This window comes from Streptomyces sp. NPDC048825, from assembly GCF_043198355.1.
Lineage (GTDB): Bacteria > Actinomycetota > Actinomycetes > Streptomycetales > Streptomycetaceae > Streptomyces > Streptomyces xiangluensis.
In genome coordinates, this window is sequence record NZ_JBICUR010000001.1 from 16,989 (window position 1) to 31,890 (window position 14,902).

The following is a 14,902-nucleotide window of genomic DNA, read 5'->3' on the forward strand; positions in this document are numbered from 1 at the left end:
AGCCCGAGAGCATGTCGAAGATCAGGCCCAGCAAGGGCGCCCCGTACGCACGGATCATGGGCGTGGGCGGCTACCGTCCCACCCGGGTCGTGCCGAACGAGGTGATCCTCGAGACGATCGACTCCTCCGACGAGTGGATCCGCTCGCGCTCCGGCATCGAGACCCGTCATTGGGCCTCCGACGAGGAGACCGTCGCCGCGATGTCCATCGAGGCATCCGGCAAGGCGATCGCCGACTCCGGGATCACGGCCGAGCAGATCGGCGCCGTGGTCGTCTCGACCGTCTCGCACTTCAGCCAGACCCCGGCCGTCGCCACCGAGATCGCCGACAAGCTCGGCACGAACAAGGCCGCCGCCTTCGACATCTCGGCGGGCTGCGCGGGCTTCGGCTACGGCATCACGCTCGCCAAGGGCATGGTCGTCGAGGGTTCGGCGGAGTACGTACTCGTCATCGGCGTGGAGCGGCTGTCCGACCTCACCGACCTGGAGGACCGGGCGACGGCCTTCCTGTTCGGTGACGGCGCGGGCGCGGTCGTCGTCGGCCCCTCGCAGGAGCCGCACATCGGCCCGACCGTCTGGGGCTCCGAGGGCGACAAAGCCGACACGATCAAGCAGACCGTCCCCTGGGACCGTTTCCGGGTCGGCGATGTGTCCCAGCTTCCGCTCGACTCCAAGGGCGAGATCAAGTTCCCTGCGATCACGCAGGAGGGCCAGGCGGTGTTCCGCTGGGCCGTGTTCGAGATGGCGAAGGTCGCTCAGCAGGCGCTGGAAGCGGCCGGAATCACCCCGGACGACCTGGACGTCTTCATTCCCCACCAGGCCAACGAGCGGATCATCGACTCGATGGTGAAGACACTCAAACTGCCGGAGCACGTCACGGTCGCGCGTGACGTGCGCACCACCGGCAACACCTCGGCCGCCTCGATCCCGCTCGCTATGGAGCGGCTCCTGGCGACCGGCGAGGCGAAGAGCGGCGACACCGCGCTCGTCATCGGCTTCGGGGCGGGTCTCGTGTACGCCGCGACGGTCGTTACCCTCCCCTAGGCACCCCGTGCCAGGTCCCCGGACCCGGCGCGGACAACGCAACACCTGCCGCTGACGCGGCGGGCGCCACACCCTCTGGATATCTACGAAGGAGCGCCTCACATGGCCGCCACTCAGGAAGAGATCGTCGCCGGTCTCGCCGACATCGTGAACGAGATCGCCGGGATCCCCACCGAGGACGTCCAGCTGGACAAGTCCTTCACCGACGACCTGGACGTCGACTCGCTGTCCATGGTCGAGGTGGTCGTCGCCGCCGAAGAGCGCTTCGACGTCAAGATCCCGGACGACGACGTCAAGAACCTCAAGACGGTCGGCGACGCGACCGAGTACATCCTCAAGCACCAGGGCTGAGCAGGCCGCTGAGCCCCGGGCGCTGAAGGCCCCGCCACCCGGCGGTGGCGCCGCTGATCCTCGTAACGTTGGAGAAAGAATTCCCGTGAGCCCGACCAATCGCACCGTGGTCGTCACCGGTATCGGCGCAACCACACCGCTGGGTGGCGACGCAGCCTCGACCTGGGAGGGTCTCGTCGCCGGTCGTTCCGGTGTCAAGCCCCTGGAGCAGGAGTGGGCCGCCGAGCAGGCGGTCCGTATCGCGGCCCCGATCGCCGTGGAGCCGACCGAGGTCATCCCCCGGCCGCAGGCCCGCCGCCTCGACCGCTCGGCGCAGTTCGCGCTGATCGCGGCCAAGGAGGCCTGGGCCGACGCCGGTTACACCGACAAGGCGGGCGAGGGCGCTGACGTCGACCCGAACAGGCTGGGTGCGGTCATCGCCTCCGGCATCGGCGGCGTCACCACGCTCCTCGACCAGTACGACGTACTGAAGGAGAAGGGCGTACGCCGCGTCTCCCCGCACACCGTTCCGATGCTGATGCCGAACGGCCCGTCCGCCAACGTGGGTCTCCTCGTGGGTGCCCGCGCCGGCGTGCACACCCCGGTGTCCGCCTGTGCGTCGGGCGCCGAGGCCATCGGCTACGCGATCGAGATGATCCGCACCGGCCGCGCCGACGTGGTCGTCGCCGGTGGCACGGAGGCGGCCATCCACCCGCTGCCCATCGCCGCGTTCGGCAACATGATGGCGATGTCCAAGAACAACGACGACCCGCAGGGCGCCTCGCGCCCCTACGACACGGCGCGCGACGGCTTCGTCCTCGGTGAAGGCGCGGGCGTCATCGTCCTCGAGTCGGCCGAGCACGCCGCCAAGCGCGGCGCCCGCGTCTACGCGGAGGCGGTCGGCCAGGGCATCTCCGCCGACGGCCACGACATCGTGCAGCCGGAGCCCGAGGGCCTCGGCATCTCGCACGCCCTGCAGAACCTGCTCGACAACACCGACCTCAACCCGGCCGAGATCGTGCACGTGAACGCGCACGCCACCTCGACGCCGGCCGGCGACATCGCCGAACTGAAGGCGCTGCGCAAGGTCTTCGGTGACGACGCCGACCACTTCGCGGTCTCCGGCACCAAGTCGATGACGGGTCACCTCCTCGGTGGCGCGGGCGGCGTGGAGTCGGTCGCGACGGTGCTCGCCCTGTACCACCGGGTGGCCCCGCCGACCATCAACATCGAGAACCTCGACCCGGAGGCCGAGGCCAACGCCGATGTCGTCCGCGGCGAGGCCCGCAAGCTCCCCGTCGAGGGCCGCATCGCCGCGCTGAACGACTCGTTCGGCTTCGGCGGACACAACGTGGTACTGGCGTTCCGGACCGTCTGATCCGGCTGATTCCAGCCGCCGCAGAGCGATTTCCGGTCGTACGCGGTGTGATGTGCGTCTACACGTGCGAAGGGCCCCACCGTCTGGTGGGGCCCTTCGCACGTGTTTGAGCAGGCGTCAGACGACCTGATGGAGCCAGCGCACGGGGGCGCCCTCTCCCGCGTACCGGAAGGGCTCCAGTTCGTCGTCCCAGGGCTTGCCGAGGAGCTTGGTGAGTTCGGACTCCAGTTCCGTCTCGCCGCTCTGGGCGCGGACGAGGGCGGCGCGCAGCCGGTCCTCGGGGATCAGGATGTCGCCGTGGATTCCGGTGACGGCGTGGAAGATGCCCAGGTCAGGGGTGCAGCTGTAGCGCTCGCCCTCGGCGGTGGCGGATGGCTCGGCGGTGACCTCGAAGCGCAGCATCTGCCAGCCGCGCAGTGCCGAGGCCAGTTTGGAGGCGGTGCCGGCCTCTGCCTGCCAGGAGAACTCGGATCTCCAGGTGCCTGGCGCCGCCGGCTGCCGGATCCAGTCCAGGTTGACGCGTGTACCGAGCACGCCCGCGACTGCCCATTCGACGTGTGGGCACAGCGCACGCGGCGCGGAGTGCACGTAGAGAACTCCACGTGTCGTCACTGGGACCTCCGGGCAGAGCGGGACATCTTGTAACTTGGCGGAACCTCGTTGGCAGGCAGCCACGTGGCGAGGCTACCGCGCGAGGGCGCAAGGAGTGTGACGTACCGTCGGTCCCAGCGCCCCGAAACACCTAGGTTTCACCCGGCGGGACGCGCGTTCGGAGTCTCGGCCGGGGGTCCGGGGGTTGCCCCCCCGGGAAAACACAGCCACCCGGCGGGACGCGCGTTCGGAGTCCCGGCCGGGGGTCCGGCCCGCGGCGTAGCCACAAACGGACTACGCGTCCTCCGGAAAAACACAGCTACTCGGAGGACGCCAGAACAACGGGTTACCGTTGCACGACTAGCGAGGGGATCCGGGAATGCGGAAGCGTAGCTACCGATCACGTGCCGTTGCCGTCACAGCGGCGGCGGCACTTCTGGGCATCGTGGGGACGGCCGGCTGCGACGCGGTCGGCGGCAACGAAGCTGCCCCCACCGGTAGCACCTCGCGGTCGAAACCGTCCACGAAACCCACCCCCGCCTGGGACCTCTCCCCGAACTCGATCGCCGCGGTCGGCGATTCCATCACGCGTGCCTTCGACGCCTGCGAGGCGCTGTCCGACTGCCCCAAGGTCTCATGGGCGACCGGCACCGACGCGAAGGTCAACAGCCTCGCGCTGCGGCTGCTCGGGAAGGCCGGGGCCGCGCAGCGGAGCTGGAACTACGCGAAGACCGGCGCCCAGATGGCCGAGCTGGACGACCAAATTTCTCAGGCGGCAACAAGGAAGCCTGAACTGGTGACGGTGCTGGCCGGCGCCAATGACGCCTGCCAGCCGACGGTGGCCGCCATGACACCGGTGCCGGAGTTCCGCGCCCAGTTCGAGGACGCGATGAGCACGCTGCGCGAGGCGTCGCCCAAGACCCAGGTGTTTGTGGCGAGCGTGCCCGATCTGAAGCGGCTGTGGTCGATCGGCCGGACCAGCGAGGCCAGCAAGCGCCTATGGAAGCTGGGCATCTGCCCCTCGATGCTGGCGGACCCGGACGACCTGGGCGCGGCGTCGACGTCGCGGCGCGACAGCGTGCAGGACCGGGTCAAGGAGTACAACGCCGTACTGGAAGATGTGTGCGCGAAGGACAAGCTGTGCCGCTTCGACACCGGGGCCGTATACAAGTACCGGTTCGCCACTGCGCAGTTGAGCACCGTGGACTGGTTCCACCCGAGCACGAGCGGCCAGAAGCTGCTGGCGGAGATGGCGTATCGCGTGGTGACGGCGCCGAAGCCGGCCGACTTGAAACTGCCGACCGGCTGACGGACGCGGCGCGCGCAGGGGCCCGCAGGGGCCCCTCGGACGTCACACGTCGATCGTCGTCGTGACCCGCCGGTCCGCGATCGACCGCCCCGCCTCCACCTGGTACGAACCCTTCACGAACGCCCACGTGTTCGCGTTCTCGTCCCAGATCTCGAAGGCCCGGCGCGGAAGTTCGACCCCGACCTCGACGCTCTCACCGGGCCCGGCCTCGACACCCGCGAACCCGGCGAGCCACCGGACCGGCCGCTCGGAGTCGGCCTCCGTCGGCGCGAGGTAGACCTGGACGACCTCGCGGCCCGCGCGCGTACCGGAGTTGGTGACGCGGACCGTGGCCGTGCTGCCCTCGACCTTGACCGACTCGTACGTCCAGTCGGTGTAGCCGAGGCCGTGGCCGAAGGCGTACGAGGGGGTCCTGCCCTCCTTGTGCCAGGCGCGGTAGCCGATGAAAACGCCCTCCGTGTAAGGGAGTTCGCCGTCCACCGGGGTGACCTGGGTGACCGGGGCGTCCGTCAGCGAGCCCCAGGTGGTGGGCAGTCGGCCGCCCGGTTCGTACGCACCGGTGAGCACGTCCGCCAGCGCGGCGCCGCCCTCCTGGCCCGGGAACCAGTCGAGCAGTACGGCGGCGACCTCGTCACGCCAGGGAAGTTCCACCGGGGAGCCGGAGTTGACGACCACGACGGTGTTCGGGTTGGCGGCGGCGACCGCGCGGACGAGGTCGTCCTGGCGGCCGGGGAGCCGCAGGTCCTTCCGGTCGAAGCCCTCGGACTCCACGCGCTCGGTGGTGGCGATCACGACGACGGCGGTGTCGGCGGCGCGGGCGGCCTCGGCCGCCTCGGCGATCAGTTCGTCGGGGTCGCGCTGCGGCTCCTGGTGGGCGAAGGTGAAGGTGATGACCTTCATGGCGACGCCCTCAGGCAGGGTCACGACGTACTTGAGGGACACCTCCACCGGTTCGCCCGCCCGCAGTTCGGCCTCGGCACGCGGCACCGGGGGCGCGAAGAAGGCCTCGAACGGGTCGGCGTCCTCGGCGGGGAGCTGCTGCCCGTCGAAGTAGGTGGTGCCGTCCACCGTCAGCGTGAACTCGCCCAGGCCCCGGACGCCGAACGTGTGCGGGCCGCTCTCCCGCGGGGTGAAGGTGCCGGTCAGCTCGACGCTGTGCAGGGTGTCGTAGGTGACGCCCTCGGGGAGGTCGTCGCCCATCCACTGGAGGTGGCCGCTCGCTGCCGGCGTCGTCCCGATGACGTTGCCGTCGGCGTCCCGGCAGACGGCGCGCAGCTCAAATCCCTTGTCGGCGGGGGTGAGTTCCTCGTTCGGGTCGGCGCCGACCGCGTACGTCAGGCTGCCCTCGGGCAGGGCGGCGGTGAGTCCGTCGAGCGGTGAGACGATGCGGGCGGGGAAGACGGTGGCGGACCCGCCGCCGAGGACGCGGGCGTCGCGGGCGGCGGCGCCGATCAGGGCGACCCGGTGTCCTTCGGGCAGCGGAAGGGCGCCTTCATTGCGTACGAGGACGAAGGAGCGGCGGGCGATCTCGCGGGCCAGGGCCTCGCCGTCGACGGTCCCGGGCAGCTCGGTGACGGCGGGCTCGGCGCCCTCCAGGATGCCGGTGCGGGCTGCGAGCCGCAGCACGTTCCGTACCGCCGCGTCGAGCTTGGCCTCCGCGACCTGCCCTTCCCGTACTGCCTGCGCGAGAGCCGCGCCGTACACGGTCTGCGGGCCGGGCATCGCGATGTCGAGACCGCCGACGATGGCGGCGACGGTGGACCGGGCGGCCGTCCAGTCGGAGACGTTGATGCCGTCGAAGCCCCATTCACCGCGCAGGACTTCGTCGACGAGCCGGCGGTGCTCGGTCATTGTCGTGCCGTTGACCGAGTTGTAGGCGGTCATGATGCCCCAGGGGCGGGCGTCGGCGACGATGGCCTCGAAGGGGGCCAAGTAGAGTTCGCGCAGGGCGCGTTCGGAGACCAGGTTGTTGACCGTGAAGCGGTCGGTCTCGGCGTCGTTCGCGACGAAGTGCTTGACGGTGGTGCCGACGCCGCCCTCCTGCACACCGCTGACGTACCCGGTGCCGATCCGCCCTGTCAGATACGGGTCCTCGCTGTACGCCTCGAAGTGGCGCCCGCCGAGTGGCGACCGGTGAAGGTTGACGGTGGGCGCGAGCAGGACGTGCACGCCCTTGCGGCGGGCCTCCTGGGCGAGCAGCACCCCTGCCCTGCGGGCGAGTTCAGGATCCCAGGTGGCGGCGAGCGCGGTCGGGGACGGCAGCGCGACGGACGGGTCGTCGGCGGTCCAGCGCACGCCTCGTACGCCGATCGGGCCGTCGGACATGACCAGGGACTTCAGGCCGATTTCGGGCAGGGCGGGCAGGGACCAGGTGTCCTGACCTGCGAGCAACCGCGCCTTCGCGTCGAGGTCGAGCCTGCCGAGCGCGGCTTCGACCACGGCCTCGCGCGCCTGGTTGGCCGAGTGATTGCCCTGATTGTCCTTGCCAGCCGGGGGGTTGCCCTGCGTTCCCGCCATACCGGTGCCTCCTCATTGACGACGTCCGTCCCGTCCGTCCATCGTGCACCTGTCACCAGTAGATAGGTAGGTTCCGTTATCTCGTCGTTACATGAATCTTCACACACGTCGTGCGCATGTCGTACGGTGGCCATATGACGACGACCAGGGCAATCAAGGGTGCCGAGCGGCGTGCGGAGATTCTCCGGGCCGCCCTGGTGGTGATTGCCGAGCGTGGATACCGGGGGGCGAGTCTGGGTGCGGTCGCCGAGCGGGTGGGGCTCACCCAGCAGGGGCTGCTGCACTACTTCCCGACGAAGGAGGCCATGCTCGTCGCCGTCCTGGAGGAGCGCGACCAGTGGGACGCGATGCCGGACTCCCAATGGCGCCTCGACCTGCTCGCCTCACTCGTCGACTACAACGCGATGCGTCCGGGCATCGTGCAGACCTTCTCGGCACTGCTCGGCGAGAGCGTGACTGAGGAACATCCGGCACGCGAGTTCTTCACCGGCCGGTACGAGGCCGTGCGCGCGAACATGGCGGCGGTGCTTCGCTGCGAGTACGGCGAGCGACTGCCGAGCGGACTCACGCCGGAACGTGCGGCTCCGCTGCTCGTCGCGGTGATGGACGGGCTTCAGTACCAGTGGCTGCTGGCGCCGGAGAAGGTGGACATGCCCGGTGCGTTCCGGGACTTCCTCACGCTGCTTGGTGAGAACGGGAGTTGACACAGGGGGCTCGGTGACCGTGCCCCATGGCGTACGCCCCATCCGTCACGCAATACTGCCGCCACCCGGCATTTCGCGTGACGGAAGGACCTGAACTCCCTTGACCTATATACGTGTTCGGCTCGGCGCCCTCGGACTGGCGGCCGTCCTCGCAGGCCTCGCGACCCCGCCCGCCCTGGCTGCGCCCGCCGAGGAGCCCACGGCCGCGCCCACCGTTGAGGAACAGCGCCTCGACAGGGCGGCGCCCCAGGAGATCCTGCGCCGCTCCGGATTCGACACGGTGGCGCCGGAGTTGGCACGAGGGCTGGGCAGGGTGCGGTCGTATGCGGAGGCCGAGCGGTTGGTCGTACGGCACGGTGAGGAGCTGTGGCGCCGGGCGGTGGACCGGGCTCAGGGGCGGGGTCCGTCGGGCGGTGACCTGAGTCGGGACGATGACCGGCCACTGTACTGGGCGCGGCTCGGGATGACCCGAGAAGTACGCCAGTGGGAGCCGGAGTTCGGCCTCACCGATACCCAACGCACCAAGCTGCTCACATCACTTGAGCGAACGTCCCGAGGCCAGGACACCATCCGCTATCCGAATCGTAAGGGCGTCAAGCGGATCCTGGTCACCGGCTTCGACCCGTTCACGCTGGACCGCGACGTACGGATCTCCAACCCCTCCGGGGCCACAGCCCTCGCGCTCGACGGCACGGTGATCAAGACGGCGGATGGCCCGGCCCGTATCGAGACCGCGCTCTTCCCGGTCCGCTGGCAGGACTTCACCGACGGCACCGTGGAGCGGACGCTGCGCCCGTACCTCCCCCGCGTCGACCTGTTCACCACGGTCAGCCAGGGGCGCGTGGGCCGTTTCGACATCGAACGCACCAACGGCGCCTGGCGGGGCGGTTTCCCCGACAACGAGAACCTCTCGCGCACGGAGACCATCCCGGTGAAGGACCCGGACTCGCAGCCGCAATGGACGCCAACGACCCTGCCATACAAGGAGATTGTGGCCGCGAGCACCGGTCGCTTCCCCGTGTACGACAACACGGAGGTGACTGAGATCCCGGCGGGCGGCACGGATCCGGTCGTACGGCCCGGAGGGCCGACACCGGGTTCGACGGCGCGGGCCGGAGGCGGCGGGAACTACCTCTCCAACGAGATCGCATACCGGGCGACGTTGCTGCGCGACCGCCTGGGCCTGCGCGGCTCGCTGCCCGGCGGGCATGTGCACACGCCGGTGCTCCAGTTCGGCACGGGCAACACGGACCCGGCGACGGGTACGGTCACGGATCCGCAGTTCGTCCAGAACCGGCTGGACATCATCGCGCAGGTCCGGGAGATCGTGAGGGTGGCGGCGGAGGCGTCACGGTAGGTCAGGACGCGTATCGGCAGATCACCAGGCGACGGAGTCGCCCCGAACCTGCCCCCGGCCCTCGCCCTCGTCTTCTCCCTCTCCTTCTCCGGTCTGCTCGCCCAGCAGGTCGCGGGCCATCAGCGTGGCGCCCGCGACCGCGCCGGGCATCAGGAACACGGCGACGAACGGCACGACGAAGGCGAGGGCGAGGGGGGTGCCGAAGCCCCACACCAGGGCCTTGCGGGCGCGCAACAGGCGGAGGCGTTCGCGGAGGTCGACGCGACGGCGCTGCATTGCGACTGCCGTCAGCTCCTCGGTCAGGAAGAACCCGGTGACGAAGAAACCGATCACCGGCACGACGGTCTGCCCGGCAAACGGAATGAACCCGAGCGCGAAGAGCAACACGCCCCACACGGCCGCCCTGGCGACGATCCGCAGGCTGTCCCGCCCCGAGATCACCAACTCCCGCCACAACGGCAGCCCCGACTCGGGCGCCGTCCCGTCCGGCGAGACGTCCCGGTCCACCTTCTCGGAGAGGTTCTCGTAGAAGGGCTGCCCGATGAGCAGGGTCACGGCGGTGAAGGTGACGACAGCGAGGAGCAGGGCGAGCGCGAAGAGCACGGCGGTGAGGAACCCGCGGAAGAGTCCCAGCCAGGGGCTGTCCCAGTCGTCGGCGAAGGGGGTGGCCCAGGAGACGAGGTCACTCCCCCACAGCGCCAGGGTGACCAGGGCGCCCACGTACAGCACAAGCGTGATGAGCCCAGGGATCAGCCCCACCCCGAACTGCTTCCCATGCCGGGCCACCCAACGCTGCCCTTGCGCCAAGTAGCGGAACCCCACGCGCAGATCATGCATGGGGGCAGCCTATCGGGGTCCTCGTGCCCGGCCACCAGCGCCACTCGCCCGGGGCGGTGCTCGCACCGCCGCGCCCACGTCACACTGGTTGCACAGCCACCACAACGCCCGGCTCCGCCGCAGGCGACACCGCCGCCGATACGCGGATCGCCGCTTCCCGGGCCACCCGACCCGCCCGGGAGGCGGACGCCAGGAGCAGGGGCTGGAGGTGTTCCAGGCTGGACACCAGGAACTCCTCGCCGGCGATCAGGAGCGGGCGGCCCGCCTTGATGCCGGCGGCTGTCGCCTCTGTCAGGTCCGCCAGGGGCGGGAGTGTCGCGCGTACGACGCCCGCGCCCGCGGCAGCGGCCCGTTCCGCCAGGGCCACCTGCAAGGGCAGTAGCGGAGCCAGCGCGGCCGTCAGTGCGTCGGCTATGCGGCGGAGTTCGGGGGACGAGTCCCGGAGTACGTCTGCTGCGGTCCGTATCAGGGGAGACAGGGCGAGGAGTGTGCCCGCCGCCAGCCCGGCCGCCGCGGGGAGCAGTGGCGACGTTGCCTCCACCAGTTCGCCCAACGCCTCCGCCGCCTCCTCCAGCGCCGGGCCCACCGCGTCGAGGACCGGCAGCAGGCTGTCGCCCAGCGCGGCGAGCAGCGCCTGTGCGGGTTCGCTGACGGGGTGGGTGGCGAGCGGTGCCCCGCTCGTGCCGAGGCGCGTCAGCGTGTCCACGACGCGGTAGAAGGCTTCCTGCGCCTGTGGTGACGCGCTGGCCTCGGCCAGTTCGGCCGTGGTTTCGCGCAGTACGCGCAACGCCTCCGCCCCGGAACCGTCGCGCGGATCAAAAGTGTTGATGGCAATACGGGTGATATTGCCCGCGGTGTCCAGAAGTTGGCCGGTGATATCGGTCGTGTTCCGTGCGATACGCGCCACGTCATCCCTGCTGGGTAGCGACGGAATCGTTGCCATGGACTACTCCTCGCCTCACGCCCTGCGCTCCAGCGCCCGGCCCCCGTGGCGCCGACGCCCACTCACAGCATGCCCGCTCGCTCACGCCAACGCCCTCTTGTTGCAGGGGAATCGAACCGGTACACCTCCCGGTACCGATTAACAGGAGGTACGCGTGCGTCTACCGAGACCCGCCCTGATCGCCACCGCCACAGCCACCGCGGCGGCAACGCTCCTGCTCAGCCCGCACGGCGCCGTAGCAGATCCGACGCCCCAGCCCCCGACCCGCGAGTGGGAGACCGGATCCGCCTCGGAGGGAGCCGACACAGCTGCCAGAGCGCCCGAGAGCACCACCGACCGGGCCCTCACCTCCCCCGCCCCCGACCTCACCACAGAAGCCCGCGGTTACCCCCGCGAGCAGACCCTCACCCCGGACCCGCAGAACCCCGCGGACAAGTCCATCAAGCTCGGCCTCACCCCGTACCACGCCATCGCCCCGAAGCTGAACGCCCTCCAACAGCTCGGCGACCGCGTCAGCGTGGAGATCGCGGGCCGTTCGGCGGGCGGTCACCGCTTATACCTGGTCACCGTCACCGCCCCGGAGTCGGCGAAGCAGGCCCGCGCTCAGGAACGTATGCGCGAACTCATCGAGAACGCACCCCAGGCCGCCGCCAAGGACCCCGCCTTGAAAGCCGCGTACAAAACGCCCGTCTTCTTCAACAACAACATCCACGGCAACGAGTGGGAGGGCACCGACGCCGCCCTCAAGCTCATCGAACGGCTCGCGAAGGCCAAGGACAAGGACACCACCGGCCTCCTCGCCCAGCACCGCCTGTACTTCAACATCACCGCGAACCCCGACGGCCGTATCGCCGGCACCCGCGCCAACGCGAACGGCTTCGACCTGAACCGCGACTTCGTCACCGCCTCGCAGCCCGAGACCCGCGCGATGCGGCAGATCGAGATCGACAAGCAGCCGGCCGTCATGCTCGACCTGCACGGCTACGTCAACGGCACCCTCATCGAGCCGACCACTCCCCCGCACGGCGAGAACTACGAGTACGACCTGTTCCTCAAGAACACCTACGCCAACGCCCTCGACATGGAGTCCGCCGTCAACGGCCTCGGCTTCACACCCGAGAAGGACGGCGTGGAGCCTGTCCAGATCCCCTTCCGCGACCAGGAGGAGGGCTGGGACGACTGGCCGCCGATCTTCACCCCTCAGTACGCGGCCTTCCACGGCACGGTCGCCGCGCACACGGTCGAGATCCCGCTCGCGGTGAACAACGAGGAGTACGACGAGCTGCCGGTCGCCGAACTGCGCCGTCGCTCGGCGATCAACGTGGATGTGGCGGGCGCTGCGATGGACGCGACCCTCGACTACGCCCAGAAGCATCGCGCTTCACTCATCGCCGACCAGATCGAGGTCTTCCGGCGTGGCGCGACGGGTGCCGCGCAGGTGCCTGTCTCGCCGGAGACGGTGCCGGGTGTTCCGGGCATCGGACCCGAGGACGTCTACACGACCGACTTCCCACGCGCGTACGTCATTCCCTCCGGCGGCAATCAGCGTTCGGCCACCGCCGCGGCCCGTCTCGTCGACCATCTGCTCGCCAACGACGTTCAGGTCCGGCGCGCCACAAAGGACTTCAGGCTGGGCGGCACGTCGTACGCGAAGGGCTCGTACATCGTCGACATGCACCAGCCCAAGCGCGGTCTCGCCAATGTGATGCTGGCGGACGGGCGGGACATCAGCGACAAGGTGTCGACGATGTACGACATCTCCGGCTGGAGCCTGGGCCGACTGTGGGGCGCGACGGTCTCGGACATACGGACCGGCGGGTCCTCCGTCCCGTCCCGCACGGTCCACGAGGCCGCGCGCGTCGCCTATGTCGCCCCGTACGGCAATCTCCGTCTGCGACTGGACGACGCCCGTGAGATCGCGGCCCTCAACTCCCTTCTGCGCGACCGGGTTTCGGTACGCCGGTCGAGCGACGGCAGTGCGATCGTTCCTGGGTCGGCCCGGACGAAGGCGGCAGCACTCGCCAAGAAGTACGACGTCGCCTTCGACGCGACGAAGGCCACCGGCGGCACCCCGCTCCACCGCGTACGCGTCGCCGCGGCCGTCACCCCCGGTGAGCTCTTCGCGCTCCGCGAGATGAACTTCGACGTCACCCCCGTCTCGACGGCGATTCTCAACGCGGGCTTCGACTGGTCGAAGGCGGACGTCCTGTTCGCGTCAGCCGGACTCGACCACGAGGACCTCAACACGGCCGCCCGTACCGCCCTGGACGGCTTCCTCGCCCGCGAGGGACTCGTCGGCCGCGGAGCCACCGGAGCCGCGCTCAACGCCGCCGCGGATCTGCTCGCCGTCAAGCCCGTCGAGGGCAATGGAGATGCCAACGGCGTGGTGCGCGTGGTCAATTCACGCGGCGGCGTCACGCAGGGCGCTCCGGACCACAGCTTCGTCTACACCCCCATGTGGTTCACGGATCTCGGCTCCTCAGTCCGCGTGGAGCAGTCGTACGCGACCGGAAACCCCCTGGTCTCCGGTCACTGGCGTCCCCTGGACGACGGCACCGGCGGACCCGCACAGGCGGCGGGGCGGGCCTCGGTCGTCAGCGGCCCGCATGTCGTCCTGTTCGGCACGGAACCCCTCTTCCGCGCCCATCCGAAGGGGGAATTCCCCCAGGTGGCGCGAGCCTTGTTGACGGTGTCCCGCTGAAAACCTGAGGCACGACAGGCACGACGACTCGAGGAGTACGGATGACCCCTGAGATCCACGGCAGCGTCGCCGAGGGCTACGAAGCGGTGCGCGACGAGTTCGCGGCCGTCGTGGCCTCCGAACGTCCGGACTACGCGGGCCAGTTGAGCGCGTACGTCCAAGGGCGGCGGGTCGTCGATCTCTGGGCCGGTGCTCAGACGGACGGCGAGACGCTGTTCGGTGTCTTCTCGTCCACGAAGGGGGCGGCCCATCTGGTGGTCGCCCTCCTCGTGCAGGACGGGACGCTGGAGCTCGACCGTGAAGTGGCCCGGTACTGGCCGGAGTTCGCGGCCGAGGGCAAGTCGGCGATCACCCTGCGCGAGCTGCTCGCGCATCGCGCGGGCGTGGTCGGCTCCGACGCGGGCTTCACGGACGACGAGCTCGCCGACGACCGCGCGGTCGCCGAACGGCTCGCGGGCCAGCGCCCGTTCTGGCGGCCGGGCACCGCCTTCGGCTATCACGCGCTCGTGATCGGTGCGCTGACGGGCGAGGTCGTACGGCGGGCCACGGGCCGTACGCTCCAGGAGGTGTACGAGGAGCGGGTCCGCGCCCCGTACGAGCTGGACTTCTTCCTGGGGCTGCCCGAGGCGGAGGAGCCCCGCTTCCGCTCCGTACAGCCCTTGGTGCCCACGGCCGAGCAGCAGGCCGTACTGGACGCCAGGCCCGCCGGCCCGCACACGCTCACGTCGATCGCGTTCAACGAGCATGTGCCGGAGCCCGGAACGCTCGAGGGCTTCGCCAACTCCCGTACCGTGCGCGCCAAGGGCCAGGCGTCGGCGGGCGGTGTCGCCTCCGCGCGCGGGCTCGCGGGGATGTACGCGGCGGCGATCAGCCGGGTGGGCGGCCGGGCGCCGCTGCTGAAGCCGGACACGATGGCCGAGGCCGGGCAGGTCCACTCGATCGGCTTCGACCTGGTGATGCGCGCCCACAAGGCGTACGGGCTCGGCTTCCAGGCCACGGCGGAGAACTGGTACCCGTTCCTCGGCGCCGGGGCCTTCGGCCACAGCGGCGCGGGCGGCACCCAGGCCTTCGCCGACCCGCGCAGCGGCCTGGCCTACGGCTACACCCGGCGCCGTATGTCGTTCCCGGGCGGCGCGGCTCCGGAGAACGAGCGGCTGGTACGGGCGGTGCACATCGCCGCACTCGCCTGATC

At 70.2% G+C, this 14,902-nt stretch carries 12 protein-coding genes; 8 read left to right on the forward strand and 4 right to left on the reverse strand.

Annotated features, from left to right (window positions below; translation table 11 throughout):
• The first annotated feature begins 11 nt into the window (after positions 1 to 11).
• From ACGFNK_RS00085 to ACGFNK_RS00095, 3 genes are all read left to right on the forward strand, one after another.
• The gene (locus tag ACGFNK_RS00085; RefSeq protein WP_393410297.1) at positions 12 to 1,043 is read left to right on the forward strand and encodes a ketoacyl-ACP synthase III; all 1,032 of its coding nucleotides are present in this window, start codon (positions 12 to 14) and stop codon (positions 1,041 to 1,043) included.
• 102 nt (positions 1,044 to 1,145) lie between these two features.
• Entirely contained in the window at positions 1,146 to 1,394 is a 249-nt protein-coding gene (locus tag ACGFNK_RS00090; RefSeq protein ID WP_119106693.1) for an acyl carrier protein, read from the forward strand.
• Positions 1,395 to 1,479: 85 nt separating this feature from the next.
• Positions 1,480 to 2,751 carry a beta-ketoacyl-[acyl-carrier-protein] synthase family protein gene (locus tag ACGFNK_RS00095; protein ID WP_393410300.1) on the forward strand — a complete coding sequence of 424 codons (1,272 nt, stop codon included), beginning with the start codon at positions 1,480 to 1,482 and terminating at the stop codon, positions 2,749 to 2,751.
• A gap of 117 nt (positions 2,752 to 2,868) precedes the next feature.
• Here ACGFNK_RS00095 and ACGFNK_RS00100 read toward each other — a convergent pair whose 3' ends face one another.
• Entirely contained in the window at positions 2,869 to 3,363 is a 495-nt protein-coding gene (locus tag ACGFNK_RS00100; RefSeq protein WP_386356620.1) for a DUF3145 domain-containing protein, read from the reverse strand.
• A 358-nt stretch (positions 3,364 to 3,721) separates the two neighbouring features.
• Between ACGFNK_RS00100 and ACGFNK_RS00105 the strand changes: the two genes are divergently transcribed.
• Complete coding sequence (locus ACGFNK_RS00105) at positions 3,722 to 4,651, forward strand: SGNH/GDSL hydrolase family protein (protein ID WP_393410302.1); 930 nt, start codon at positions 3,722 to 3,724, stop codon at positions 4,649 to 4,651.
• A 42-nt stretch (positions 4,652 to 4,693) separates the two neighbouring features.
• Here the strand turns inward: ACGFNK_RS00105 and ACGFNK_RS00110 are convergent, their stop codons facing one another.
• Positions 4,694 to 7,168 carry a glycoside hydrolase family 3 protein gene (locus ACGFNK_RS00110; RefSeq protein WP_393410305.1) on the reverse strand — a complete coding sequence of 825 codons (2,475 nt, stop codon included), beginning with the start codon at positions 7,166 to 7,168 and terminating at the stop codon, positions 4,694 to 4,696.
• 116 nt (positions 7,169 to 7,284) lie between these two features.
• Here ACGFNK_RS00110 and ACGFNK_RS00115 point away from each other — a divergent pair, with 116 nt between their 5' ends.
• Positions 7,285 to 7,872 carry a TetR/AcrR family transcriptional regulator gene (locus tag ACGFNK_RS00115; RefSeq protein WP_393412110.1) on the forward strand — a complete coding sequence of 196 codons (588 nt, stop codon included), beginning with the start codon at positions 7,285 to 7,287 and terminating at the stop codon, positions 7,870 to 7,872.
• Positions 7,873 to 7,972: 100 nt separating this feature from the next.
• A complete protein-coding gene (locus tag ACGFNK_RS00120) occupies positions 7,973 to 9,229 on the forward strand; it encodes a pyroglutamyl peptidase (RefSeq protein WP_393410307.1) in 1,257 nt (418 codons plus the stop codon).
• Between the two features lie 21 nt (positions 9,230 to 9,250).
• On the opposite strand, the gene ACGFNK_RS00125 is transcribed toward ACGFNK_RS00120, so the two are convergent.
• Positions 9,251 to 10,066 (reverse strand): EI24 domain-containing protein, encoded by an 816-nt coding sequence (locus ACGFNK_RS00125; protein WP_393410309.1) that lies wholly within the window; start codon positions 10,064 to 10,066, stop codon positions 9,251 to 9,253.
• 79 nt (positions 10,067 to 10,145) lie between these two features.
• Positions 10,146 to 11,009, reverse strand: coding sequence for a hypothetical protein (locus ACGFNK_RS00130; RefSeq protein ID WP_393410311.1), 864 nt, complete (start codon positions 11,007 to 11,009; stop codon positions 10,146 to 10,148).
• Positions 11,010 to 11,163: 154 nt separating this feature from the next.
• Here ACGFNK_RS00130 and ACGFNK_RS00135 point away from each other — a divergent pair, with 154 nt between their 5' ends.
• Together ACGFNK_RS00135 and ACGFNK_RS00140 are read left to right on the forward strand one after the other, a co-directional pair.
• Positions 11,164 to 13,710, forward strand: a complete 2,547-nt coding sequence (locus tag ACGFNK_RS00135; RefSeq protein ID WP_393410314.1) for a M14 family zinc carboxypeptidase — start codon at positions 11,164 to 11,166, stop codon at positions 13,708 to 13,710.
• 41 nt (positions 13,711 to 13,751) lie between these two features.
• The gene (locus tag ACGFNK_RS00140) at positions 13,752 to 14,900 is read left to right on the forward strand and encodes a serine hydrolase domain-containing protein (protein WP_393410316.1); all 1,149 of its coding nucleotides are present in this window, start codon (positions 13,752 to 13,754) and stop codon (positions 14,898 to 14,900) included.
• Positions 14,901 to 14,902 lie beyond the last annotated feature (2 nt).